The organism is Corynebacterium sp. MSK310, assembly GCF_030227355.1.
In the GTDB taxonomy this organism is placed as follows: Bacteria; Actinomycetota; Actinomycetes; order Mycobacteriales; family Mycobacteriaceae; genus Corynebacterium; species Corynebacterium rhinophilum.
This window is the reverse complement of the sequence record NZ_JASPFZ010000022.1, coordinates 1-21,557: the sequence shown is the minus strand read 5'-3', so window position 1 is coordinate 21,557 and position 21,557 is coordinate 1. Positions and strand designations below refer to the sequence as shown.

The window sequence follows — 21,557 nt, the reverse complement described above, 5'->3', positions numbered from 1 at the left end:
GTCTCAAGAACAGCCGGCAGACTCATGGAAGGAGCCCGAGTTTCCGGCTGGAAACAAGCCATCAACCAAATGGCCGTGGCCTTTCCCGACCGCTTCGACAAATACCTATAAACCTAGCCCCACACACAAACAACTTGACACGCTCATTGCTCGTCGTTGGGTGTGCGCCAGTCCATGGGCGCGGTAGGAACGAGTGCAGATAACGCCCTAGCAGAATCGTTTAACGCCACCTTAAAGCGGGAAGTCTTGCGTGATAGGAAAGTCTTTGGCAATCCCATTATCTGCCGTCAGGAAGTCTTTAGGTGGTGCATGCGCTACAACACGCGCCGGCGACACTCGTGGTGCAACCTTCTAGCTCCCGATGACTTCGAAGCACTCACATCAGCTACACTGACCAAAGCAGCATAGCTAACCCCCGACGTGCCCACTTTCCGGGGGTCAGGCCCATAATAGAAATCAAGGCACATGCCTAGGAATAAAACTCGGGGCACTTCATCTCCCCAACTCGACTGGGTTGAATATCAGGTGGCCACCAAATGGAGGTCAGGTCGTTCCAGATTTTCCCCTCTATTCAAACGGAACAAAGCCTGGGACATTGCAGGCTTAAAGCAATTTGTGCGTGGCCAGTGGAAGTCCTGAGCTGAAATGGCGCGGCTTTCCGCTGAGCGGATCCGTGAATCCTAAGTCCGTCGCTGTTAAGTGCATGGGCACGGACATGTCTTCAGCTTCCTCAGGGAAAATCGTGGGGTAGACAGGATCGCCGAGGATCGGTATGCCCGCCTGCCACATGTGCAGCCGCAATTGATGGGTCTTCCCAGTCTGTGGTTTTAGGGTGTAGATGCCGAGGTCAGCCAGTGAACCGTGAACTTTTTCATAAGGGGCCTTATCAATGGGTTCTACCGATTCTAGTGTGGTGAAAGCATTTGGTTCACCATCTGCTATTCGTCCCTGGATTTCACCGGGCGTTTTAGTTAGGTGGGAGGACCATTGGAGGGGCGTCGGCAAGCGGCGGAATTCCGCGACCGCCTGGTAGGTCTTGTGGACTTTCTTTTCTGCGAAGAGGGACTGGTAGGCGCCGCGGACGTCCTTGTGCTTGGTAAATAGAAGAAGGCCCGAGGTGAGGCGGTCGAGGCGGTGTGCCGGCACTAATTCGTTATTTCCGGTGGAACGGCGAAGGCGTACGGTGGCGGTTTCGACGATGTGCCGGGCGCGCGGCATGGTGGCCATGAATGGGGGTTTATCGGCTACCAGGATGTTGTCATCTTCATAGATGATGGGGATGTCATAAGGCACGGGTGCTTCTGGTGCGGGGATGCGGTAGAAGAAGACATCGACATCTTTGCCGAGCACGGTACCTGGCTTTAGGGGAGTTTGATCGCGCAGGACTACCTCGCCCGCGGTGAATCGGTCACGCAGTGCCTGTGCATCATCATTAGGGTGGCGGTGGCGCTGCGAGGAGATGACTTTGCTGAGAAAATCCCAGGTGCTGAGACCTTCCTCCGGCGTGCGTACGCGCGTGGGGTTGAGCCCATTTTTAATGGGCAAAGGGCTGAATCCTTTTTTGTGGTGTATTAGTGTGTTTGACATGGATATTAATTCTCTCGCGGACCAGGTGCTGGCTTTTTTCAATGACGGAATTGGCGCGGTGATATGGGGCGTATTCCGAACGCTCCTCGAAATTTTCTCTCCGTCCAATTCTGATCCTGCAACTGTCAACCATTAAGCCTAATCCGTACTATAATTAAGTTATAACCACTGAAAGGAAAGATCATGGCTAAGGAAGACATTGTAGTCGTCGCCGTCGACGGCTCTGACGCCTCAAAGAACGCCGTCCGTTGGGCGGCAAATACGGCGATGAAGAGGGAAATCCCGCTGCGCATCGCATCGAGCTACACCATACCGCAATTCCTGTATGCAGAAGGTATGGTTCCGCCGAAGGATCTCTACGATGACTTGCAGGACGACACCCTGGAAAAGATTGAGGAAGCTCGTGCAATCGCTCACGAGGTAGCCCCAGAGCTCAAGATTGGGCACACCATCGCAGAGGGCTCCCCCATCGATATGCTCTTGGAAATGTCTCAAGACGTCACCATGGTCGTGATGGGTTCGCGCGGCATGGGCGGCCTGTCCGGCATGGTCATGGGGTCTGTCTCCGCAGCAGTTGTTTCCCACGCCGCTTGCCCGGTAGTTGTGGTTCGTGAAGATAATAACGTCACCGACTCCACCAAATACGGCCCAGTTGTCGTTGGCGTGGACGGTTCCGAGGTTTCTCAGAAGGCAACCTCCTATGCTTTCCGCGAAGCCCAGGCTCGCGGCGCGGCCCTCGTTGCCGTGCACACCTGGATGGATATGCAAATCCAGGCATCCCTCGCCGGCCTCTCTGCAGCTCAGTCTGAGTGGTCAGAGATTGAAAAGGAACAAGCTGAGGTGCTGGAAGAAAACCTGAAGGAACCGCGCGAAGAGTTCCCAGATGTTGAGGTGAAGAAGCAGATCACCCGTGACCGGCCCGTCCGTGCGTTGACGGAGGCCGCCGAAGGCGCGCAGCTTCTCGTCGTTGGTTCCCACGGCCGTGGTGGATTCAAGGGCATGGTCCTTGGCTCTACCTCCCGCGCATTGCTGCAGTCTGCACCGTGCCCGATGATGGTGGTACGCCCAGACGACGAAGGCTAAATCATTCACTAGCCTGACTTCCCAGCGCTCTTCTCCCGGCTTTTAGAGCTAGGAGTGGAGCGCTTCTGGTGTTTTAAAGCCACTTTGCTATACAAATGTGTCGCATTTGTTATCGCCACTTGAGTCACAGGGGTTTAAACTGGGCAGTATTCGACACGTTTATATTAGGAGGAAATCATGGGACTAGGTTTGGGTCTATTTACTTCAATCATTGTTGGTATCATTGCCGGTTGGCTGGCAGAGAAGATTATGAAGCGTGACCACGGGTTGTTTACCAACTTGGTGGTGGGTGTTATCGGCGGCCTCATCGGTGGCATCATTATCCAGCTACTGAATATTGAGGCTAGCGGTGGTTGGATCTTCTCCATCGTCGCTGCCACCGCTGGTGCTTGCATCTTGCTGTGGATTGTGGACAAGGTGAAACAATAGTCCGCATATAACTAGCGTACATACCGGTTTGTCTATAAAGTATAGATGAACCGGTTTTGTCGTTGTAGAGAGGAATCCATGGCAGAGAAGAAGTCGCGCCGCAATCGCCCCAGCCCGCGGAGCCGATTGCTGGAATCTGCAACAAAGCTCTTTAAAACTGAGGGCATTCGCGTCATCGGTATTGACCGCATCTTGCGCGAAGCGGATGTGGCCAAGGCATCCCTATATTCCTTGTTTGGTTCCAAGGATGCCTTGGTTATTGCCTACGTAGAGTCCTTGGATGAACAATTCCGCCAGGACTGGGAGCAGCGGACGGCTGCCATGCAGGATCCGGACCAAAAGATCTTGGCCTTTTTTGACAAGGTCATTGAGGAAGAGCCGGAGGAAGGATTCCGCGGTTCGCACTTCTTGAATGCAGCGGGCGAGTACCCGCGGCCTGAAACGGATTCGGAGCGCGGCATCGTCGCGGCCTGCATGCAGCATCGCAATTGGGTGCACTCTACCTTGACGGCTCTGTTGACGGAGCGCAACGGTTATCCCTCGGCCTCCCAAGCAAGCCAGCTCTTGATTTTCCTCGATGGCGGTCTCGCCGGATCCCGCCTGACCAAAGAAGCAGGGCCACTCTATACCGCCCGCGAGCTAGCTACTCAGATGCTTTCGGCTCCTCCTGCTGATTATTCGATTTAAGGTGCTTGCGCGCCTCAATGCGCAGCCGGTTGACCCGCTTTTTCTCCTCCTTGGAAAGAGCGGGTTGTTTTTCTTTATTCCGCCAATTTTGAAGGCTCTCACGACGCATCGCATTTACTTCATCTGTAAGCGGGTAGAACTCGCGCAGCATGATTTCGAAGATGATGGTCTGAATGAGGGTAATCCAATATGCACAGGCCCAATAAATAATGATGGCGACGGGAATGGGGCCATTATGAGCTAGGTGCCAGAGGAAGAAGGGCACGATGATGAGCAAAATGCCCATGAAAATGAATATGCGGCGGTTCAGTTTTAGATCGAATTGCGTGGTGAGGAAGCTGCGGATTAGGGCGATGATGGAATTCGCCATGGTAAAGACGATGGCAGCAATGAGGACGGGATTAAGAAGATCGCCGTGATCGCGGGCGAAGTCAGTGATTGGGGCACCGTAGAATGTGGTTTCACGAAAGGCGGCGACGTCGTCAGCATTGAGCATGCCGACGGTCTTTGAGTCCTGATCGATTTTCGACATCCGAAGGATTACTTGGTACAAACCAATGAAAACCGGAATCATGATGAGCGGTGGGATGCAGCCAGCAGCAGGTTTGTAGTTATAGCTCTTCATGAGATCCTGCTGATTCTTGATGAGCGCAGCCATTTCCTCTTTGGTGCTGGCCTGGTTCATTTCCTTAGAGATATCGTTATTCTCCGGACGCATGAGGACACCGATGCGTGCGGAGCGCAGCGACATCCAGTTGAGGGGGATAACGATGCCTCTCACGGTGAGTACCAAAAGGAAAATGGAGACAAGCCATGCAGCGGATTCATCAACGAAGCCGCTGATCAGCCAATGCCAGAATTTCATGATTCCGGAAACCGGGTACATGAAGAACTCGAACATGGTTTTCCTTTCGGAGAGGAAGTATGGTTTAGGACATGACAAAAGTTCTGGGCGAACTCATGCTAACCATTGGTTTGGTTTTAGTTCTATTTGCATTCTATGAAGCCTATTGGACGAATGTGGAATCAGGGCGCTTACAAGATGAAGCTAATGCAAAATTAGAAGAGCAGTGGCGCAACCCCCGGGAGAAAGTGGACCCAGATTTGGGAGAGGCTTTCGCACAGATGTACATCCCAGCCTTTGGCTCGGATTATCATTTTGCCATCATTCAAGGCACGGATGATGATGATCTTCTACGCGGACCTGGTCACTATGAGGACACACAAATGCCAGGTGAGACGGGGAATTTTGCGGTGGCTGGGCACCGCGTAGGCAAGGGTGCCCCATTTAATGATTTGGGTTCTTTGCACACCTGCGATGACGTTATCATCGAAACCCAAACGGAAAAGATTACTTACAAGGTGCTGCCTATCGATGGCGAGCATGCGGATTGCTTCGATGAAGTACCAGAAGAATATAGCCATGTTGCAGGCAGGCACATCACCACGCCTGGCGATGTCTCAGTGATCGACCCCGTCCCAGGAACTGAAGCGGACCCCACGCGGGGAATGCTGACTCTGACTACCTGTCACCCGCAATTTTCCAACGCCGAGCGCATGATCGTGCACGCGATGGAAGTTGGAAAGGAAGCTAAGTAATGTATCGCGCTTTGTGGAATCTATTGCCAGGACCGAAGCCAGTGAAGGCGCTGCTCGCCATCGCCATTGCGGTGGGAATCTTCTTCCTCCTCATGGAGGTTGTCTTCCCCTGGGTTTCGCCGATGATGCCCTATAACGACGTCGCGGTTTAAAGCCCTAAATTGGCAATGGCTTCCTGAGCAATCTGCTCGGACTTGAAGGTCTGTTGCTGATTGCTCCACACCAGCACCGCGTGGGTATCCTTTTGCACGGCATAGACGGCCTGCTCATTGACGATGCCCCGTCCGCCTTCCCAGCCTGCAAAGGAGGCGGGCTCGGTGGCATCGATTGGCGCGGCCCAATCCACCGCGGCGCGGGCGTCTTCTACAGTGGGCATCTCGCGCACGATGACGGTAGCTTGCGGGTGGTCTTGATAAGACCAGAAGACGCACGCGGGGGTGGGAAAGCGCGTGTCGATGCCCTGCTTGGTAAGACGCTCGCCATTGGTATTTTCCAACCAGCCGGGATCGATATAGGGGCAATCGCTCCACTCGTTGACCTCTGCGGTCTGTGCGACGTTGATGGCGGCGCTTTCCGGTGTCACCTCGTGTTCCGGTTCGGTCTGGTCTGCTTGTTCGGTCTGGCATCCCGCGATCCCTATTCCGGTCAGGGCGAGAAGGACAAGTAGGCTTTTGCGCATGAGCTCCACATTAGATCGGGATTCTGATGCACTGCGTACCGGCATTCATTTCTTGACTGCGGTCCTGTTAGTGGTGGGTATTTTTACTTCGGTGAAAATGCCGCTATCGCAGTCCCTTATTAACCTATTGCTATTGGTGGGGTTCGCGGCCGTCTACTTTGCGGGATCGATCTATGCGGAGCAGTGGCCGCGGCCCATGCGCTACTTGTGGATAAGCATCCTGACGGTGTTATGGGGTGCGGATCTTTTCGTGGCTCCCGCCGCCATTTATCTGGTATTCGTCATGTACTTTTTGTACCTGACGGTGCTGGATGTGACCGCAGGTATCCTGTGTGTCATCGGTGCGACCGTGCTCACTGTCGTGGTGCAGATACCGGGAGGTCTGACCTTTGGTGGAGTGATGGGACCGGCGGTCTCGGCACTAGTAACCGTGGCGATTACCTATGCGTTTCGCACCTTATCGCGCATGAACCGGGAGCTAGTAGAAACCCGTACGCAATTGGCGGCCACGGAACGAGACGCCGGCATGGTGGCCGAACGCCAGCGCATCGCCCATGAGATTCATGACACCTTGGCCCAGGGGTTGTCATCAATTCAGATGCTCCTGCACTCCGCCGACCGGGATCTGGATAAACACGACATTGCCGCCGCCCGGCGGCGCATTGAGCTCGCCCGGCGGGCCGCGGCGGATAACCTGCATGAGGCGCGGGCCATGATTGCGGCGCTGCAGCCTCCCACACTGACGGAGACATCCCTTGAGGCGGCGCTGACGCGCATGGCGGAAAACTTCGCCGCTACGGCGGGGTTCCAGGTGGAGGTCGAAAGCGAGGGCGCGGAGCAACAGCTGCCGATGAAAATAGAGGCGGCGCTATTGCGGATTGCACAGGGGGCGGTGGGGAACATCGTCAAGCATGCCCACGCCAGCCGCGCCCGGATCACCGTCACCTATGAAACCGACGAGGTGCGCGTGGATGTGGTGGATAATGGGCAGGGTTTTGATCCCGCGATGGTGGAAAGCGCGCCGGCGGGTCTGGGGCATATTGGCCTTTCTGCCATGCAGCGCCGTGCGCAGGAGCTGGGCGGCGAGGTGATCATAGAATCCGCGCCGGGGGAGGGAACGGCTGTGTCAGTTAGTGTGCCCTTTGATAAGGCGGTAGATTAAACTTTTGGTTGAGAAAAACATCGATAGGAGGGATGTCGTGATTCGGGTCCTTTTGGCAGATGACCACGAGATTGTGCGGCTGGGGCTGCGTTCGGTGCTTGAAGGTGCCGAAGATATCGACGTCGTGGGCGAGGTAGCGACGGCGGAGGCCGCTGTGTCTGCGGCACAAGCAGGCGGTATCGATGTCATCCTCATGGACCTGCGCTTCGGGGCGGGCCTGGAGGGAACGCGCGTTATGGGTGGCGTCGAAGCCACCGCGCAGATTCGTTCCTCCATGAGCACGCCGCCCAAGGTGTTGGTCATCACCAATTACGACACCGATGCGGATATCCTCGGCGCTATCGAAGCAGGCGCGGTGGGCTACCTCCTAAAAGACGCTCCACCGCAGGAGCTTTTGGATGCCGTCCATTCGACGGCGGAGGGGGACTCGGCGCTCTCGCCCATCGTGGCCGATCGCCTCATGACCCGAGTCCGCACGCCCCGCACCTCGCTGACCCCGCGCGAGCTAGAGGTTTTGCAACTGGTGGCGGCGGGGGCCTCGAACCGGCAAATTGGCCACGACCTCATGCTTTCTGAGGCCACGGTGAAGTCCCACCTGGTGCACATTTATGACAAATTGGGTGTGCGCTCCCGCACGTCCGCGGTGGCGGCCGCTAGGGAACAGGGCGTGCTTTGAACGTCTAGTGGGCGGCGTTGTAGGCGTCGATAATGTCTTGGGGGATTTTGCCGCGGCGCGCTACGTCATGGCCCTGCTTTTTTGCCCATTCGCGGACCTTGCGGGGATCGACCTGTGGGGACTCGGCATCGGGGGCGGCATGTGCGGCCTCGACAAAGGGAGCGATTGCCTCGTGGAAGCGGCGAGCATTGTCGCGAGATAGATCCATGAGGTAGCTACGTCCGTTGACGCTGAAGCGAACTACTTCTAATTCATCCTCACCAATGAGTTTATTATCTAGGTCATCATAAAATTGCGTGATTTCGCGGCGTGCCATAGTACCTCCATGGTTTCATGGTTTATTGCGTCGATATGTTTGCCTAATACCGGCATTTGGAATCTGAATTAACTTTAATTCAATTCTACCAGTGTGGAAATTAATAGACAATAAAAATTTACTTATTGGCGCTCGCGTAAAAAATATCGCCGCCACCTTAAAGAAAGGTGAACGGCGATTGGTAGAAAGAAAAAGAGAAATTAAGCGCCCAGGCGCTGTTGAATCTCCGCAGTAACGGAATCGATCTCTCCGCTAATGGTCTTATGTGCACGGCGGCGCTGCTGCTCCGTCATGAATTCGGCGTTATCGATCGCGGAATCAACCTCCTCGAGGCGCTCGCGCACGTCGCGCTTGAAGCCGGCGGGCAGATCTACATCCTTGAGGGAATTACGGATGCCGGCGGTGCGGGCCTTGAGCGGGGCGCCATAGCCAGAAAAAGAGGCCATTTCCGCGGAACTCACGCCTGCCTTGTGAGCCTTGCGCTTTTCTTTTTCGGACTTAAGGCCCACAAATGCGCGATAAACGAGGGGAAGCAACAGCGGGGCGGCGGTGCGCAATGCGCCTGCATAGCGCTTGACCTTGCCAGAATTAAAGTGGCCCTCGCGCAACTTTTCCAGTTCTTTTTCCGCCATTTTTTGTTCGTGCTTCCGGCGCTTTTTGAGGCCCTTTTCTTCGGCCTTAACAAGGTGCTTTTCTTGCTTGGCAAGGAGCTTTTGTTGGCGGCGACGATCCTTCGACTGGGCCTTTACCTCAGCCTTGGCGCGCGCCTTTGCCGCCTTGGCCTGCGCACGCGCTTCTTGGCGAGCCTTTTTCAATTTCTTGAGGATACTCATTATTTTCCCTTACGTTTGATCGAGTCTGGATTCAACATTACCTTGCTGTTCTATTAAGCTCACCCGGTGTGGAGGATGTCGTTGTAGCTTCGGATCTCGTTGGGTGCCGCTATCGCTTGGTGCAGCGGCGCGCCCACCCGGAGATTCCGCGCACCCGATCCTCGATCGCTAGGGCCGAACGCCACAGCGCCGCCGTAGACGCGGTCATGGAATTATTCCCGCGCAAAGCCCCTGGCCGTTTCCGGCGCATCGATCTAAAAGGCGATGATTGGGAACGCGCCATGGCCACGCTGGAGGCCATTGCCTCCGGCTATACCCACATCACCAATGCGGTCTTTGCCACCGAAAAGTGGAAAGTACACGTGGAATTGCTACTCCGAGAGGGCAGCTCCTATACCCCCATTATTGTGAGCAACCACCGCGTCGCGCGCAAGAACCCAAAGAAAACCACGCTTGCCGTGCCCACCCATCGCCTTGGGCTGAGCGAGCCTATGGAGGTTCCGTATAAGTCCCGCCACCATGCCGTCGATGGGTATCGTTTGGCGCTCGCCGCCCAGGCCTTGGAAGACATGGGCCTGAACTCTGGGCGCGGCGGTGCCATCGGGCAGGACCGCCAGCAGGCCTTTTTCACGGAGACGGCGAAGTTTGACGTGCAGCGCGCTTGGGATAAGCCGCTTCCCACCGCGCCGGTGCGGGTCAAGGAATGCGCGAGTTGTAGGTTCTGGCCCCTGTGCGAGCAAGAGCTGGTGGCGGCGGACGATATTTCCCTTTTCTTACCGGGCGATCTCGCCCGCCCCTTTCGCGAGCGCGGCATTACCACGGTGCAGGCGCTTATCGATGCCAATGCGGGCGAGCCCTCCCGCCTCGCGGCCGCGTGGCGCTCCGGTCAGACGCTGTTGCGCCGCGGGGATACAGCGGTGCCGCGCGCGGATGTCGAGGTGGATGTGGACATGGAAGCCTACATGGACCAGGGCGCTTACCTGTGGGGCGCGTGGTTCGAGGGCGAGTACCACCCCTTCGTGACCTGGGAGCCGCTAGGCGGGCGCGCTGAGGCGGAGATCTTCGCCGAATTCTGGCGGTGGTTGATGCGGTTGCGCGATACAGCGCATGCGGAGGGCAAGACCTTTGCCGCTTATTGCTATTCCGCCCACGGCGAGAACCACTGGATGCGCCGTTCCGCGCAGCGCTTCCGGGAGGTAGATGAACGGGACGTAGAAGACTTTATCTCTTCCCCGGAGTGGGTGGATATGTTTGCCTACGTGAAGAGATCCTTCGCGGGGCCCTTTGGGCTGGGGCTCAAAGTGGTGGCCCCAGTGGCGGGATTCCGGTGGCCGGACGAGGACTTTGATGGCGAGGAATCCGTGAACGCGCGCCGGGAGGCCCTGGCCGGCGACATGAGCGTCCGGCAGCGCCTCTTGGACTATAACGCCGGCGATGTGCACGCCACCCGGATAGTGCGTGAGTGGATGAGCGACGGCGCGCCGGGAATCCCGGAGCTCTAGAGCGCGGCAATAAAGACATATATGAACAGCAGGATGCCAATGCCGATATAGATTTGGTTCCAGTCCGCGGTGGTTTTTGGCTCGGGACCTTCCGCCTTTTTCATCAACACCTGCTTTTGGGCCTTGACCGCGCGGGCGATGAATATGGGGTAGACCGCCAAAGAGCCGATGCATAACAGCGAGGCCACTACCTTGAGCACGGAGATATCCGTGGCGATCCAGATAAGCAGGCCGCCATTGACGAATGTGGCGCGCAATAGGCCCCACCGATCCAGCTCTTGCAGTCCTGCGCGGACCGCGCCGGGGCCGCCGCCCATGGTGGTGGGAAGAAGATAACTCATGACTCCGATGAGCAGCTGCGCCGCAAAGCCCACCACGAGGCCGAGCGTGGGAAGCCCTGGTTCTGCCACGAGGAAGTGCTGCGTGGTGTAGTACGTCAGGGAAAGCACCAGCCAGAGCGCGGCCATCAGCACCGAGACGGAGGCAAAGTTAACGCGGTCGCGCGGTGCGCGGGCGACGTCGATGACATTGCCGAGCCACTGCTGCAGGCTCAAGATCCAGCCGATGCAATAGATAATCAGCCCGAGCTGCGGGAAGTTCAGGAACGCGCCGATCGTCGTTGCCACCACGCCCAGGGTAAGTAGCAGGAACGAGGAGGACATGCGCTCATTGGTGCCCTGCGTGCGCCAGATGGTGGGAAAGAGAATGGTCAACGAACCTGCCGCGGCAAGGCCGATGAAACCGCCGATATTGGCGGCGATATGGGCCAAGAGCAACTGCGGATCGCCCGGGTGAATGGCCAGGATTGCGCCGAAGACTGCACCTACCGGCAGGCACAGCGCGGATAGTACATAGGCGCCGACAACTGGGCGGAAGCGCTTATCCTTAGCGGAGCGCCACTGGGTAAACAAGGCCACCGCGTGCCATAAAACGGTAAGCGCGATAAGCGTGGCACCGATCTGGGTCAGTATCCAGTGGTGAGCCCAGAATTGCACGAGGATTTGGCCCGCGACGGCGATGATGATGCCGATATTGAGGATATAGATGCGCGCGAGCTGTTTGGGGCGGGCGGAATCCGGCAGTTTTTGTTGCACGAATTTTTCCGTGAGGTGCTGCGACCACACCAGGATGCTGTTGGTGACTAGGCCCAACGTGAAGAGGTGGATTAGTACCCAGCGATAATTGGGCACGAAAATGTGTGCTGCGCCCACCACGATGAAGACCATCATCCAGATGGACACGGGGCGTGAGGCTTTGCGGTGCCAGGTGCGGCTCGACCACTTATCTTGAGGCATAAAACCGAGTTTAGTCGGATTTAACCTTGGTCCAAGTCAACCCCGTGAGAGCGAGTGCGAAGGCGGCGAAGCAGGCGATGAATTGGTGCCAGGTGAGGGCATCGAAAAGCACGCCTGCCAAGGCGCCCACGATGGATGAGCCCAGGTAATAGCAGAAAACGTACATTGAGGACGCCTCGGCGCGGTCGTGGGTGGCCAGTTGCCCCACCCAGCCAGATGCGGTGGAGTGCACCGCGAAGAAACCGATGGTCAGGCACACCATGCCAATAAGCGTCATTGCCAGGTTGCCGGCGCAGAGGATAATGCCCACGGTAAAGAGCGCGGCGGAACCGACCATCGTTTTTCCGTGCCCAATGCGCGCGACCAGCGTGCCCGCCCGAGCCGAGGACCACGTGCCAGAGAGATAAAACAGGAAGGTAAAACCAGCCAGCGCCGGCGACAGGCCAAAATCCCCAGTCAGGCGGAAGGTGAGGAAGTTATACATGGACACGAACGTGCCCATGGATAAAAAGGCAACGATAAATAGTGTGGCAAGATCCTTATTTGCCCAGTGCCCAAAGACCGCGCTCAGCTCGGAGCGGAAATGAATTGGCTTGGGGTGAAAATTCCGCTGGGCGGGCAGGAGGAGCCAGCAGGTGATGGCAAAGGCCAGGGAGACCACGGCGGAACCGAGCATCGCCCAGCGCCATGAGGAAAACTCCACCAAGCCAGCGGGAATAATGCGGCCGGTGAGCCCGCCCACGGAATTACCGGCAATATAAAGGCCCATCGCCTTAGGCAAAGCATGATCCTCGAGCTCTTCTGATAGCCAGGCCATGGCCGTCGCCGGAGCACCAGATAACATCGCGCCCTGCAGCCCGCGCAGGGCAATGAGCTGCCAGCCTTCTTGGGCTAGGGGCACCACGAGGCCCAGGATGGTGGCGGCGATGGCGGAAATGAGGAGGATGCGCCCGCGCCCATAGCGCTCAGAAAGGATGGACGCCGGAACCACGCAGATGGCTAACGCGCCGGTGGCGGCCGACACGGTCATGGCCGCCTCAGTGTGTGAGATGCCCATATCCGTTACCAACGTGGGCAAAATTGCTTGGGTGGTATAGAGGCTAGAAAACACCGCCAAGCCCAAAAGGAGCATGGCGATGGTGGCGCGCCGGTTTCTGGTCATGCATACCAGCATTCTCCTCACAGGCGGCGGTGTAAATTGCACCACACCCTTGATGGGGTTAGCGCAAACATAAAAATGCCGCCCTTCCAGTAAGGAAAGGCGGCAGAAAGTAACTAAGTTAAAAGTTACTTCTTAGCTGCAGCGAAACGCTCTGCAACGTCGTCCCAGTTGAAGACGTTCCATGCGGCCTTGACGTAGTCAGCCTTCACGTTCTTGTACTGCAGGTAGTAAGCGTGCTCCCACATATCGAGCATGAGCAGCGGGGTGAAGTCAACGGAAACGTTGCCCTGCTGGTCGGTGAGCTGCTCGATGATCAGGCGGTCAGCGATGTGGTCGTAACCCAACACTGCCCAGCCGGAACCCTGCAGGGAGGTAGCGGCACCAGCGAAGTGTGCCTGGAACTTCTCGAAGGAACCGAAGTCGCGGTCGATAGCCTCTGCCAGCTCGCCGGTGGGCTGGCCGCCACCGTTCGGGGACAGGTTCTTCCAGAAGATGGAGTGGTTGGTGTGGCCACCCAGGTTGAATGCCAAGTTCTTGGACAGGGCGCGGATACGGTCTGGGTTAGCCTCGCCGTTGCGCTCCTCTTCCAGTGCCTCGAGGGCAGCGTTAGCACCCTTCACGTAGGTTGCGTGGTGCTTGTCGTGGTGGAGCTCCATAATCTCTGCGGAGATGTGTGGCTCCAGTGCATCGTATGCGTATGGGAGGTCAGGAAGTTCGTAAACAGCCATTTGTGTAATCCTTTCTTCGGGTACGTGTCCCGATGATAGGCACGATCGAAAGATTTCGCCATGATTAATTTGAAATCTGCAATTACAGCGAATATTTAGTGGCCCGGGAATCTATTTGCCCAGTACAACGTTATTAGGGAAATGGAGAAAGGAGCTTTAACTGATGTGGATGTTTAAACCAGAACCGAAGATAGTGGCTGCGGAAGATGCATTGCCGGGCCGCAGCGAGCCGGTCTTGGACCCCGCCCCGCACGCGGTGCTGAATACCCCAATTACCGGCCCGTGGAAGGACGGCCAGAAATCGATTTTGATTGCCCTGGGCTGTTTCTGGGGTGCGGAAAAGATGTTTTGGGAGACCGATGGCGTCGAGTCCACATCTGTGGGCTACGCCGGCGGCACCACCCCGAACCCCACGTATTATGAGGTCTGCCGCGGGCAAACAAACCATGCAGAAACCGTGGAAGTTATCTACGACCCAGAGAAGATCTCCTTGCGCGAGCTCGTGGTGAAGGCCCTGGAAGCCCACGATCCGACGCAGGGCTTCCGCCAGGGAAATGACGTGGGCACGCAGTACCGTTCCGCGTTTTATCCCCGTACTGAAGAAGAGCGGGAAGAGATCCAAAAAATCGTGGATAGCTACGCGGATAAGCTCAAAGAATTTGGTTTTGGGGAAACCACGACCGAAGTAAAACGCTTAGCTGATACGGACTCTGGCGAGTACTACCTGGCCGAAGACGAGCACCAGCAGTACCTGCACAAGGTGCCGAACGGGTACTGCCCGCACCACAGCACTGGTGTGAAGTGCGATTAGGCGTCGAGGCGGATAAATCCGGCGATTTTTCCAGCTAATTTTGGAGTGAGGTTCAGGCGCGATTGGGAGCCTAGGACCTCGTTCCAGTACCAGAGCATCTCCTGAAAATAGTTATGCCCGTGGCCACCAGGGACGTTTAGGGAGTTGATCTGGTCTAGGCCAATCTGCCACCAAGTAATAAACGGCGCCCAGCGCAGGTGGCGGAGCGTATCCGCCCGGAGTGTTTCCGGTTGGGGTTCATGCATCCAGGTGGGGCGGCGGAACATTAGGTTTAGGTCCCACCACACGATGGCATCGGAGGCATGCTGGGCAATGAGCACGCGGGGCCGGCGCCAGCTCGAGGAAAAATCGTTGCCAAAGGCATCGCGGCGCGAGTGCTCCGGGTGGGCAACAAAGCGGACGTGTTGTCCGCCATCGATGACGGGGAGCCGCTCGAGCGAGCCGATATCGCGGCGCAGGCGCTGGGTAAAGCGCGTCATCCGCGGCGGGCCAGAAAAGACCGCGCCGCTGCAGGCGGCGAGAAGTTCTTCCTTGTTCTGGAAGTTTTCCATAATGGCGTAGGCGCCCAGGGATTCTCCCGCAAGGTAGAGACGCGGGCGGTCTTCTTCTGGGAGCTTGTCAATTTCTTCTTGCACCACGGAAATGAGCTCGGCCGCGGCGCGCTTGGGCGCGTTTTTATCCACGAGGTAGGCAAAAACCGAGGGCAGGTAGGAATACTGCATGGTGACGGTGACGCAATCACCGGCGGTCAAAAACTCATAGGAGCTCGCGCCCCAGTTATTAATCCACCCGGATCCCGCGGGCATCTGAATGACGATGGTATCCCGGCGCAGCGCACCGGTGCGCTGCAATTCTGAGCGCACCTTCTTCGCCGCTTGGGCAAAGGAGCGCCCTGGGATATAGCCGGCATAAATGCGGATGGGTTCTTTGGCGGGAGCGCCGGTGACGGTGCGAATATCGCGGGCGCGCGGACCGTTAGAGACAAAACGCCGCCCTTGTTGCCCCAGCGCGGACCAAGGTTCAAGTGACCATGGGCTGCCGGAGCGCTCCGGCTCCCAGGGCATCGACGTACCGGGAAAGATTTGCTTGTTTAAGCGCTGTGCCTTGTGGGAGAGCGAACGGATCCAGCGACGGAATACCACGCGGTCCGATAGCCTCACCGCGGCCAAGGTTAGACCTGCGGTGACGACCGGCCAGGCCACGAGTGCTGGAACCCAGCGACCCAATTGACGCGATAACTTGGTCACGGTTAGTTGTGCGGCCTCGCCTACCAAGAGCAGGGCGCCGTATCCGGCGGTGCCGGCGGCTAGGCCGATGGCCGCGGTAGCCGGACCGCGAACCAATTGCTTATTGACCAGACCCGCCTGCTTTTCCTGGTTGCGCAGCGAGAGCGCCGCGTTGAAGGCGGTGCCGGCGCCAATAGCTAAGTGCAAGATTTGGCGGTGTTGCGGGCCCAAACGGTCTTGCGGGCGTTTGCCCAGCCGGTTGAGCACAAAGCTCGTCGAGGCCGCCCCGAGGTGCCCGATGGCCTGCCCGATAGATACATTTGCCGCCGTTACCCACCACGGGCGGGGCAGCAGGGACGGGGATACCGCGGCCCACGTGGCCAGCTCTGCGCCTAAAATCCCGGCCGACATATGAGGCGGCAACGTTTGTCGGCTGGTCATGCGGACGACGGGCGTGAGATCCGCGACTACGCCAAGAGAAATTAGTGCAGCGCGGCTGAAGGCGCGTTTCATGGTTGCCCATTATCCCAGAACATGTTCCGTTGCGCAGTGTGAAACAATCCGCATGCAAAACCCCGCTAAGCGTTGCACAATGGGGTTATGGCAAAGCATGTAGGAAATAAAGTCGTTCTCATTGGCGCGGGTGACGTGGGAGTCGCTTACGCCTACGCACTGGTCAACCAGAGCATCGTCGACCACCTGGCCATCATCGACATCGATGAGCGGAAGCTGGAAGGCAATGTCATGGACCTCAACCACGGCGTAGTCTGGTCGCCACAGCGCACCCGCGTCACCAAGGGCACCTACGCGGATTGCGCGGACGCTGACATGGTCGTCATCTGTGCCGGCGCTGCCCAAAAGCCCAGTGAAACCCGCCTTGACCTGGTGGATAAGAACGTCAAGATCATGAACAGCATCGTCGCGGATGTCATTGCTAATGACTTCGACGGCATCTTCCTAGTCGCCTCCAACCCGGTCGATATCCTGACCTACGCGGTATGGAAGGCCTCCGGCTTTGACCACAAGCGGGTCATCGGCTCCGGTACGATTCTGGACTCCGCGCGCTTCCGCTACATGCTGGGTGAATTGGAAGGCGTGGCACCGAAGTCCGTACACGCTTACATCATTGGTGAGCACGGCGATTCTGAGCTACCGGCCGTCTCCACCGCGAATGTTGCCGGTGTGCCGCTTTCGCAGAAGCTGGAAAAGGATCCGGAATACGCCGAGCGCATTGAAAAGATCTTTGAAGAAACCCGCGACGCCGCCTACTCCATTATCGATGCAAAGGGCTCGACCTCCTACGGCATCGGCATGGGGCTTGCACGCATTACCGCCGCGATCATCCAGAACCAGGACGTGGCGCTTCCCGTCTCTGCTTACCTGCAGGGCGAGTACGGCGTGGAGGACCTCTACATCGGCACCGCGGCCATCGTGAACCGCACCGGCATCGTGCGCCCAGTAGAACTGCAGCTCAACGAGCACGAAAAGGAGCGCTTCGACGCTTCTGCAAAGACGCTCAATGACATCAAAGAAAAGTTCTTTGGCTAGTGCACATCGTCGCGCATAGGGGATATTCCGGAAAATACCCGGAGCTATCCCCCTTAGCTTTTGAAAAGGCCGTGGAGCTTCCTATCCATGGCGTGGAGTGCGATGTGCGGTTAAGCCGCGACGGCAAGGTGGTAGTCCAGCACGATCCCACCTTGGAGCGAACGACGGGGCGCGCCGGGCGAGTTTCGGCGATGGACTGGCGGGAGCTGAGCGAGGTCGACATCGGCAAGGGGCAGCGCATGATGCTTCTCGATGACCTCTTGGCCATGCTGGAGGACAAGCCTCACCACCTTTATATTGAAACCAAGCACCCCTCTGGGCAAGGTAGCGCCTTGGAAAAGCGGGTCATGGAACGACTGCGCGCCGCCGGGCTTGATGAGGATCCGCGCCTTCACGTTATTTCCTTTTCCCATAAGGCCATCCGGCGCATGAAAATTTTGGCACCGCATATTGACCGCATTTACCTGCGCCGAGATTGGGAACGCCATTTCAATCGCTCGGATTTCATGTGGTCGCGGCCGAGCGCCCTGGGGGTTTCCCTGCTGCGCGCCAAGATGCAGGCGGCCATTATCGGTGCGCAGGGTTTGCCCACGTATATGTGGACCGTTGATAAGCCGGAGGACATGAAGTGGGCCTGGTCCAATGGCGTGGACATGCTTGCCACCAATCAGCCGGAGGTGGCCCTGCGCGCTATTGAGCTGTAGAAAGCAGGTATCTTGGAGGCATGGCCAAGAAGAAAAAGAAACAAGAAGACCTGCCTGAGGGCATGTCCCGCCGTCAGGCGAAGCTTGCTGCCCGCGCCAAAGAGCGCGCCGCCCTAGAAAAGGACCCACGCCCCTATAGCGGCCTTGCGGCGGAGGCTTCCCTCGTTGCCATGCAAGAGTTCGTGCCCTCCGCTTTTGCGAAGCTCGACGTGAAGGGCTGCGATAGGAACGTCTACGTCTCTACCGTCCTCCCGGGCGCCACCGCGGCGCTGATCCGCGATGAGGAATTCGGCGGCGATGCTTTTGTGGCACTGCAGGTGCAGTCCCACACTCATAACCCCGGCCGGGATCTGGCCTTCGCCCTGAACTGGGTAAAGAACAACGAGCCAGGCTCTACCTTGGAATCGACCGCGGCCGATGGTTCGCAGCCAGAGCTTAGTGAGCTTATCGATGCCGCAACCACCCTCGACATCGAAGTTCACCAGGACTTCAGCTGGTGGATTCCGGAAGGCGCGCAGGTCACCCCTGAGGTATCGCAGTCCATGCGCGCCGCCAATGACTCGGTCATCGAATCCCACCAGGTGGGCAAGGACATTACCGGTACCGCCTTTTGGGCCAATGCCGGCGGCGGCAAAGCGCACGTGCGCTGGGTGCGCCCGAACGACGATGAGGCCGCATTCCTCAACGCCCTGGCGCGAGTCGCCGCGCGCGGCGAGCTGAACCTGGGCGAGGACACCAAGTTCGCCGGAGTCTTCCGCACCCACGGACTCATCGCTCCCGTCTTTGACGTGCAGCCCGAGGTTGATTACTCTTCTTATGAGGACAAGCTCGCGGGCGTAGATAAGGCCTTGGAAGAAGAAATCTCCAATGACGCGCAATTGAACGCAGAAGAGCGCAAGCAGCTAGAAAACATCAAGTCCCGCCAGGTGACGTTGCGCTAAACGCACCACACCAAAGCGGCCCTTTACCTCAAAAAGATAAGGAGGAAAGGGCCGCTTTTGTGCGTCTTGCCGCTGTGGCTACCTCGGATTTAGTAGTACAAGGGGAAGTGGGTTTTTGTGTGGGGCTGATGTTTTTCCGGCGGTAGTAACCACGATCGGCCTCTTGCAGGTGAGCAAATTCCATGAGCGCAACCGGTCAGGAGGGGGTATGCATCGATAAGTAAAGTGTCCCAGTTTTCCCAGCCACTCAAACGGAACAAAAGCTGGGACACTTCAGTCTCCCTGTTGCATTATCTGCTTCGAGCTGTATATTTATGCGCGTATCTGAAGTCAATTTTTTGGGAGTACGATGTCGCGTTTGAAAACTCGTGCGGCCGCGTTTTGTCTGGCGCTCTCTTTGCCTACAACTTTAATGACTGTTGCACAGGCAGCACCATTGTCGAAGAGTGCTTTTATGGAAAGTCAAACGGAATACACTACGACCGGTCCCGCTCCAACGCAAGAGCAGATCGAGGAGATTCATGACTACCTCGGCTCCGAAGCGATTAAAGAATTTAATAGGGCGCAGGTAGACGCAAATAATGGGGAACGCGCTCTTCCGGTGATCGCTGGCGTAGCCATTTCAGCGGTTGCCTGGTGTGCGTCTGGTGCTTTATCCAGTATTCCGACTTCTCTTTTGGTGGACCTTGTGAATCGTGGGGAAGGTGGCGGCGACTATGTCAAAAACGCTATCTTTAGCTGTGCAGGTGGCACGATCGGTAAAGGTGCTTGGAGCTTAGTCCCCACAAGTGTGAAGCAGAAAATTATGAACGCTACAGTTAAGTTCTACTTGGACCACGTTCGCAAGAAATAAAAAGGACTACCGTATATGCATAGCTGGCCAATTTTTGTGCTATTCGTGCTAGGTTTTTCAATCTGTGCGGGGTTAGCAGCTATTCGCACGCCTGAGGAACCGGGACGATCACGTATCGCTGCTACTGTGGCGGTATTTTGGGCCATTCCAGCTCTTATTATTCTGGCACTAATAGTCAAGGACGGTTCCCAAGCCTCTTCAATCGGTGAGCTCATTGCTGTCACGGTTTATGCTTTTGCTGTATCTGTAATGGGATCTTTACTCATCGAGAGACGGAAGAAGTGAAGTGCCCCGGTTGCGTCCATTAGTGTGGTGTATCTGGAACCTGGCCGTAGCCTTCCCCGACTGCTTCGACAAATACCTATAATCCAACCCCACACACAAACAACTTGACACGCTCCTTCCTGACGGCAGGAGATCGGATTGTCAAAGACCTTCCGATCACGCAGCACTTCCCGCTTTCAAGTAGCGTTAAACGACTCTGCCAGGGCTTCTATCAGCACTAGTTCCTACCGCTGTCATGGACTGGCGCACACCCAACGACGAGCAATAGTTCCTAAAGGCCTGTGAGGTGTACACGCTGCCGTGATCGGAATGAAAAATGGCCTCATCAAGACTGCCACGCACACCGTGTGCGTGGGCTAGAGCATCGATGACCAATAAGACACGCATGTGGTCTGCGAGTGCATAAACTGCACGTTTGCGTGAATAGGTGTCAATGACTGTAGCCACATACATGTTCTTGCCTCCCCTGCACGGCAGGTAGGTAATATCGCGTACATACACACGGTTCGGCTCGTTGGCTGTGAATGTACGGCCTACTAAATCTGGCATGACACGGTGACCAGGTTTGCGCCTGGTGGTGATGCATCGACGCCGTTTTGTAAAGCCATTGAAGTCCCATGGCTTTTCATAACTCGTGCGACCTTCTTGTGGTTGACCGGGGCATACGCCGTGTCCTCGTTCAGGCTTGCGGCGATGCGTTTAACACCATAAAGCCCGTGCTCATCATCAAAAGTGGCCTTGATTTTTGCACCAATAAGGGCATCAGAATACATCTCTTATCCTGCGCTTTTTACGGGTTTGGACCCACTTATAAAACGAGGAACGATTCAGCTTTAACACATTACACATCCGCATAAGCCGAGTACTTGGTTCGGGGGTCATAGCCACACTGGAAGCAGAACTCCCGTGAGTTGCTTTAAGCAAAATACTTCGCGGCCTTGCGCAGGATGTCGCGTTCTTCGCGCAGTTTTGCGTTTTCTTTCTCTAGCTGGCGGATCCGTCTCACGAATCATTCGCCGCTTGGGCTTTATCATGCACGGCTTTAATGCGGGCACGTTTGCCGGTGCCGTACTTTTTGACCCAAGAATGCAGCGAAGCTCGGTTGATGCCGAGTTCGGCTAATGCTGAGTTCAGCGAGAGGCCCTCATTGTTCCTTATAGAGGGCCACGGCATCGCGTTTGAACTGTTCGGAATACCTGGACATGGTGGCAGATTACCAATCTTGCCAACCCGACTGGGCCGGATATCAGGTGTCCACCAAACAGGGGCCAGGTCCATAATATCTGACATCCACACCCGGTTGAGCTCACCGGTATCACACATGCGCTTGACCAGGTCATCAAAAGTAGATTTACGCTTGGCTTGGATCGTTGTCGGTCAAGTCCGTTTGAGTGGTGTTTCTACCTTTCGATAGAGCATGCAGTGTGATGGTGTCAGGGGCCAGCACGTGC

Annotated in this window: 24 protein-coding genes and 1 pseudogene; 14 read left to right on the top strand and 11 right to left on the bottom strand. The window is 56.8% G+C overall.

The window, feature by feature from the left end; translation table 11 throughout:
• Positions 1-147: 147 nt before the first annotated feature.
• A pseudogene (locus QP891_RS10970) lies at positions 148-408 on the top strand (integrase core domain-containing protein); the annotation flags it as partial.
• Between the two features lie 195 nt (positions 409-603).
• Here the strand turns inward: QP891_RS10970 and QP891_RS10965 are convergent.
• Positions 604-1,650 carry a pseudouridine synthase gene (locus QP891_RS10965; RefSeq protein ID WP_410757620.1) on the bottom strand — a complete coding sequence of 349 codons (1,047 nt, stop codon included), beginning with the start codon at positions 1,648-1,650 and terminating at the stop codon, positions 604-606.
• Between the two features lie 120 nt (positions 1,651-1,770).
• On the opposite strand from QP891_RS10965, the gene QP891_RS10960 reads away from it, so the two are divergent.
• The 3 genes from QP891_RS10960 (at position 1,771) to QP891_RS10950 (ending at position 3,786) form a co-directional block, all read left to right on the top strand.
• Entirely contained in the window at positions 1,771-2,670 is a 900-nt protein-coding gene (locus QP891_RS10960; RefSeq protein WP_284771248.1) for a universal stress protein, read from the top strand.
• Between the two features lie 177 nt (positions 2,671-2,847).
• Complete coding sequence (locus tag QP891_RS10955; RefSeq protein ID WP_005279667.1) at positions 2,848-3,099, top strand: GlsB/YeaQ/YmgE family stress response membrane protein; 252 nt, start codon at positions 2,848-2,850, stop codon at positions 3,097-3,099.
• 78 nt (positions 3,100-3,177) lie between these two features.
• Positions 3,178-3,786: a TetR/AcrR family transcriptional regulator gene (locus QP891_RS10950; RefSeq protein WP_284771247.1), complete on the top strand. Its 609-nt coding sequence runs from the start codon at positions 3,178-3,180 to the stop codon at positions 3,784-3,786.
• Here the strand turns inward: QP891_RS10950 and yidC are convergent.
• Entirely contained in the window at positions 3,743-4,687 is a 945-nt protein-coding gene (gene yidC / locus QP891_RS10945) for a membrane protein insertase YidC (RefSeq protein ID WP_284771246.1), read from the bottom strand. The two genes, QP891_RS10950 and yidC, sit on opposite strands and share 44 nt — an antisense overlap.
• Before the next feature lie 35 nt (positions 4,688-4,722).
• Here yidC and QP891_RS10940 point away from each other — a divergent pair, with 35 nt between their 5' ends.
• Both QP891_RS10940 and QP891_RS10935 read left to right on the top strand, forming a co-directional pair.
• A complete protein-coding gene (locus QP891_RS10940) occupies positions 4,723-5,385 on the top strand; it encodes a class E sortase (protein WP_284771245.1) in 663 nt (220 codons plus the stop codon).
• Positions 5,385-5,537 carry a hypothetical protein gene (locus QP891_RS10935; RefSeq protein ID WP_284771244.1) on the top strand — a complete coding sequence of 51 codons (153 nt, stop codon included), beginning with the start codon at positions 5,385-5,387 and terminating at the stop codon, positions 5,535-5,537. Before QP891_RS10940 ends, QP891_RS10935 begins: the two co-directional genes overlap by 1 nt.
• Here the strand turns inward: QP891_RS10935 and QP891_RS10930 are convergent.
• Positions 5,534-6,064, bottom strand: a complete 531-nt coding sequence (locus tag QP891_RS10930; RefSeq protein WP_284771243.1) for a DUF2020 domain-containing protein — start codon at positions 6,062-6,064, stop codon at positions 5,534-5,536. The genes QP891_RS10935 and QP891_RS10930 overlap by 4 nt on opposite strands.
• On the opposite strand from QP891_RS10930, the gene QP891_RS10925 reads away from it, so the two are divergent.
• Positions 6,063-7,226 carry a sensor histidine kinase gene (locus QP891_RS10925; protein WP_284771242.1) on the top strand — a complete coding sequence of 388 codons (1,164 nt, stop codon included), beginning with the start codon at positions 6,063-6,065 and terminating at the stop codon, positions 7,224-7,226. The genes QP891_RS10930 and QP891_RS10925 overlap by 2 nt on opposite strands.
• 37 nt (positions 7,227-7,263) lie before the next feature.
• Positions 7,264-7,902: a response regulator gene (locus QP891_RS10920; protein WP_023018163.1), complete on the top strand. Its 639-nt coding sequence runs from the start codon at positions 7,264-7,266 to the stop codon at positions 7,900-7,902.
• A gap of 4 nt (positions 7,903-7,906) precedes the next feature.
• On the opposite strand, the gene QP891_RS10915 is transcribed toward QP891_RS10920, so the two are convergent.
• Both QP891_RS10915 and QP891_RS10910 read right to left on the bottom strand, forming a co-directional pair.
• Complete coding sequence (locus QP891_RS10915; protein WP_284771241.1) at positions 7,907-8,218, bottom strand: histone-like nucleoid-structuring protein Lsr2; 312 nt, start codon at positions 8,216-8,218, stop codon at positions 7,907-7,909.
• Positions 8,219-8,418: 200 nt separating this feature from the next.
• Positions 8,419-9,051, bottom strand: a complete 633-nt coding sequence (locus QP891_RS10910; RefSeq protein ID WP_284771240.1) for a DUF6474 family protein — start codon at positions 9,049-9,051, stop codon at positions 8,419-8,421.
• A 68-nt stretch (positions 9,052-9,119) separates the two neighbouring features.
• On the opposite strand from QP891_RS10910, the gene QP891_RS10905 reads away from it, so the two are divergent.
• Positions 9,120-10,553 carry a TM0106 family RecB-like putative nuclease gene (locus QP891_RS10905; protein WP_284771239.1) on the top strand — a complete coding sequence of 478 codons (1,434 nt, stop codon included), beginning with the start codon at positions 9,120-9,122 and terminating at the stop codon, positions 10,551-10,553.
• Here QP891_RS10905 and QP891_RS10900 read toward each other — a convergent pair.
• The 3 genes from QP891_RS10900 to QP891_RS10890 all read right to left on the bottom strand — a co-directional run bounded on the left by QP891_RS10900 (position 10,550) and on the right by QP891_RS10890 (position 13,738).
• Complete coding sequence (locus tag QP891_RS10900; protein ID WP_284771238.1) at positions 10,550-11,848, bottom strand: copper oxidase; 1,299 nt, start codon at positions 11,846-11,848, stop codon at positions 10,550-10,552. The genes QP891_RS10905 and QP891_RS10900 overlap by 4 nt on opposite strands.
• A 10-nt stretch (positions 11,849-11,858) precedes the next feature.
• Positions 11,859-13,010 carry an MFS transporter gene (locus tag QP891_RS10895; RefSeq protein WP_284771237.1) on the bottom strand — a complete coding sequence of 384 codons (1,152 nt, stop codon included), beginning with the start codon at positions 13,008-13,010 and terminating at the stop codon, positions 11,859-11,861.
• 125 nt (positions 13,011-13,135) lie between these two features.
• Positions 13,136-13,738, bottom strand: coding sequence for a superoxide dismutase (locus tag QP891_RS10890; protein ID WP_284771236.1), 603 nt, complete (start codon positions 13,736-13,738; stop codon positions 13,136-13,138).
• Between the two features lie 163 nt (positions 13,739-13,901).
• Between QP891_RS10890 and msrA the strand changes: the two genes are divergently transcribed.
• Entirely contained in the window at positions 13,902-14,549 is a 648-nt protein-coding gene (gene msrA, locus QP891_RS10885; RefSeq protein ID WP_284771235.1) for a peptide-methionine (S)-S-oxide reductase MsrA, read from the top strand.
• Here msrA and QP891_RS10880 read toward each other — a convergent pair.
• Positions 14,546-16,288, bottom strand: a complete 1,743-nt coding sequence (locus tag QP891_RS10880) for an alpha/beta-hydrolase family protein (RefSeq protein WP_284771234.1) — start codon at positions 16,286-16,288, stop codon at positions 14,546-14,548. The two genes, msrA and QP891_RS10880, sit on opposite strands and share 4 nt — an antisense overlap.
• 87 nt (positions 16,289-16,375) lie before the next feature.
• Between QP891_RS10880 and QP891_RS10875 the strand changes: the two genes are divergently transcribed.
• The 4 genes from QP891_RS10875 (at position 16,376) to QP891_RS10860 (ending at position 19,821) form a co-directional block, all read left to right on the top strand.
• Positions 16,376-17,323 (top strand): L-lactate dehydrogenase, encoded by a 948-nt coding sequence (locus QP891_RS10875; protein ID WP_284771233.1) that lies wholly within the window; start codon positions 16,376-16,378, stop codon positions 17,321-17,323.
• Complete coding sequence (locus tag QP891_RS10870; protein WP_284771232.1) at positions 17,323-18,027, top strand: glycerophosphodiester phosphodiesterase family protein; 705 nt, start codon at positions 17,323-17,325, stop codon at positions 18,025-18,027. The genes QP891_RS10875 and QP891_RS10870 overlap by 1 nt, the downstream gene beginning before the upstream one ends.
• Positions 18,028-18,047: 20 nt before the next feature.
• Positions 18,048-18,968: a DUF5926 family protein gene (locus QP891_RS10865; protein ID WP_005279695.1), complete on the top strand. Its 921-nt coding sequence runs from the start codon at positions 18,048-18,050 to the stop codon at positions 18,966-18,968.
• Between the two features lie 349 nt (positions 18,969-19,317).
• Entirely contained in the window at positions 19,318-19,821 is a 504-nt protein-coding gene (locus tag QP891_RS10860) for a hypothetical protein (RefSeq protein WP_284771231.1), read from the top strand.
• A gap of 471 nt (positions 19,822-20,292) precedes the next feature.
• Here QP891_RS10860 and QP891_RS11905 read toward each other — a convergent pair whose 3' ends face one another.
• A complete protein-coding gene (locus QP891_RS11905; RefSeq protein ID WP_350309342.1) occupies positions 20,293-20,655 on the bottom strand; it encodes a DDE-type integrase/transposase/recombinase in 363 nt (120 codons plus the stop codon).
• The gene (locus QP891_RS10855; protein ID WP_284785694.1) at positions 20,643-20,879 is read right to left on the bottom strand and encodes a helix-turn-helix domain-containing protein; all 237 of its coding nucleotides are present in this window, start codon (positions 20,877-20,879) and stop codon (positions 20,643-20,645) included. Before QP891_RS10855 ends, QP891_RS11905 begins: the two co-directional genes overlap by 13 nt.
• Between the last annotated feature and the right edge of the window lie 678 nt (positions 20,880-21,557).

What these genes read in the sequence shown, in the direction of transcription:
- QP891_RS10875 (WP_284771233.1), top strand. Translation starts at nt 16,376, where the DNA reads ATGGCAAAGCATGTAGGAAATAAAGTCGTTCTCATTGGCGCGGGTGAC.
- yidC (WP_284771246.1), bottom strand. Translation starts at nt 4,687, where the DNA reads ATGTTCGAGTTCTTCATGTACCCGGTTTCCGGAATCATGAAATTCTGG.
- QP891_RS10860 (WP_284771231.1), top strand. Translation starts at nt 19,318, where the DNA reads ATGTCGCGTTTGAAAACTCGTGCGGCCGCGTTTTGTCTGGCGCTCTCT.
- QP891_RS10880 (WP_284771234.1), bottom strand. Translation starts at nt 16,288, where the DNA reads ATGAAACGCGCCTTCAGCCGCGCTGCACTAATTTCTCTTGGCGTAGTC.
- QP891_RS10890 (WP_284771236.1), bottom strand. Translation starts at nt 13,738, where the DNA reads ATGGCTGTTTACGAACTTCCTGACCTCCCATACGCATACGATGCACTG.
- QP891_RS10915 (WP_284771241.1), bottom strand. Translation starts at nt 8,218, where the DNA reads ATGGCACGCCGCGAAATCACGCAATTTTATGATGACCTAGATAATAAA.
- QP891_RS10940 (WP_284771245.1), top strand. Translation starts at nt 4,723, where the DNA reads ATGACAAAAGTTCTGGGCGAACTCATGCTAACCATTGGTTTGGTTTTA.
- QP891_RS10960 (WP_284771248.1), top strand. Translation starts at nt 1,771, where the DNA reads ATGGCTAAGGAAGACATTGTAGTCGTCGCCGTCGACGGCTCTGACGCC.
- QP891_RS10910 (WP_284771240.1), bottom strand. Translation starts at nt 9,051, where the DNA reads ATGAGTATCCTCAAGAAATTGAAAAAGGCTCGCCAAGAAGCGCGTGCG.
- QP891_RS10895 (WP_284771237.1), bottom strand. Translation starts at nt 13,010, where the DNA reads ATGACCAGAAACCGGCGCGCCACCATCGCCATGCTCCTTTTGGGCTTG.
- QP891_RS10855 (WP_284785694.1), bottom strand. Translation starts at nt 20,879, where the DNA reads ATGTATTCTGATGCCCTTATTGGTGCAAAAATCAAGGCCACTTTTGAT.
- QP891_RS10865 (WP_005279695.1), top strand. Translation starts at nt 18,048, where the DNA reads ATGGCCAAGAAGAAAAAGAAACAAGAAGACCTGCCTGAGGGCATGTCC.
- msrA (WP_284771235.1), top strand. Translation starts at nt 13,902, where the DNA reads ATGTGGATGTTTAAACCAGAACCGAAGATAGTGGCTGCGGAAGATGCA.
- QP891_RS10900 (WP_284771238.1), bottom strand. Translation starts at nt 11,848, where the DNA reads ATGCCTCAAGATAAGTGGTCGAGCCGCACCTGGCACCGCAAAGCCTCA.
- QP891_RS10925 (WP_284771242.1), top strand. Translation starts at nt 6,063, where the DNA reads ATGAGCTCCACATTAGATCGGGATTCTGATGCACTGCGTACCGGCATT.
- QP891_RS10930 (WP_284771243.1), bottom strand. Translation starts at nt 6,064, where the DNA reads ATGCGCAAAAGCCTACTTGTCCTTCTCGCCCTGACCGGAATAGGGATC.
- QP891_RS10950 (WP_284771247.1), top strand. Translation starts at nt 3,178, where the DNA reads ATGGCAGAGAAGAAGTCGCGCCGCAATCGCCCCAGCCCGCGGAGCCGA.
- QP891_RS10955 (WP_005279667.1), top strand. Translation starts at nt 2,848, where the DNA reads ATGGGACTAGGTTTGGGTCTATTTACTTCAATCATTGTTGGTATCATT.
- QP891_RS11905 (WP_350309342.1), bottom strand. Translation starts at nt 20,655, where the DNA reads ATGCCAGATTTAGTAGGCCGTACATTCACAGCCAACGAGCCGAACCGT.
- QP891_RS10935 (WP_284771244.1), top strand. Translation starts at nt 5,385, where the DNA reads ATGTATCGCGCTTTGTGGAATCTATTGCCAGGACCGAAGCCAGTGAAG.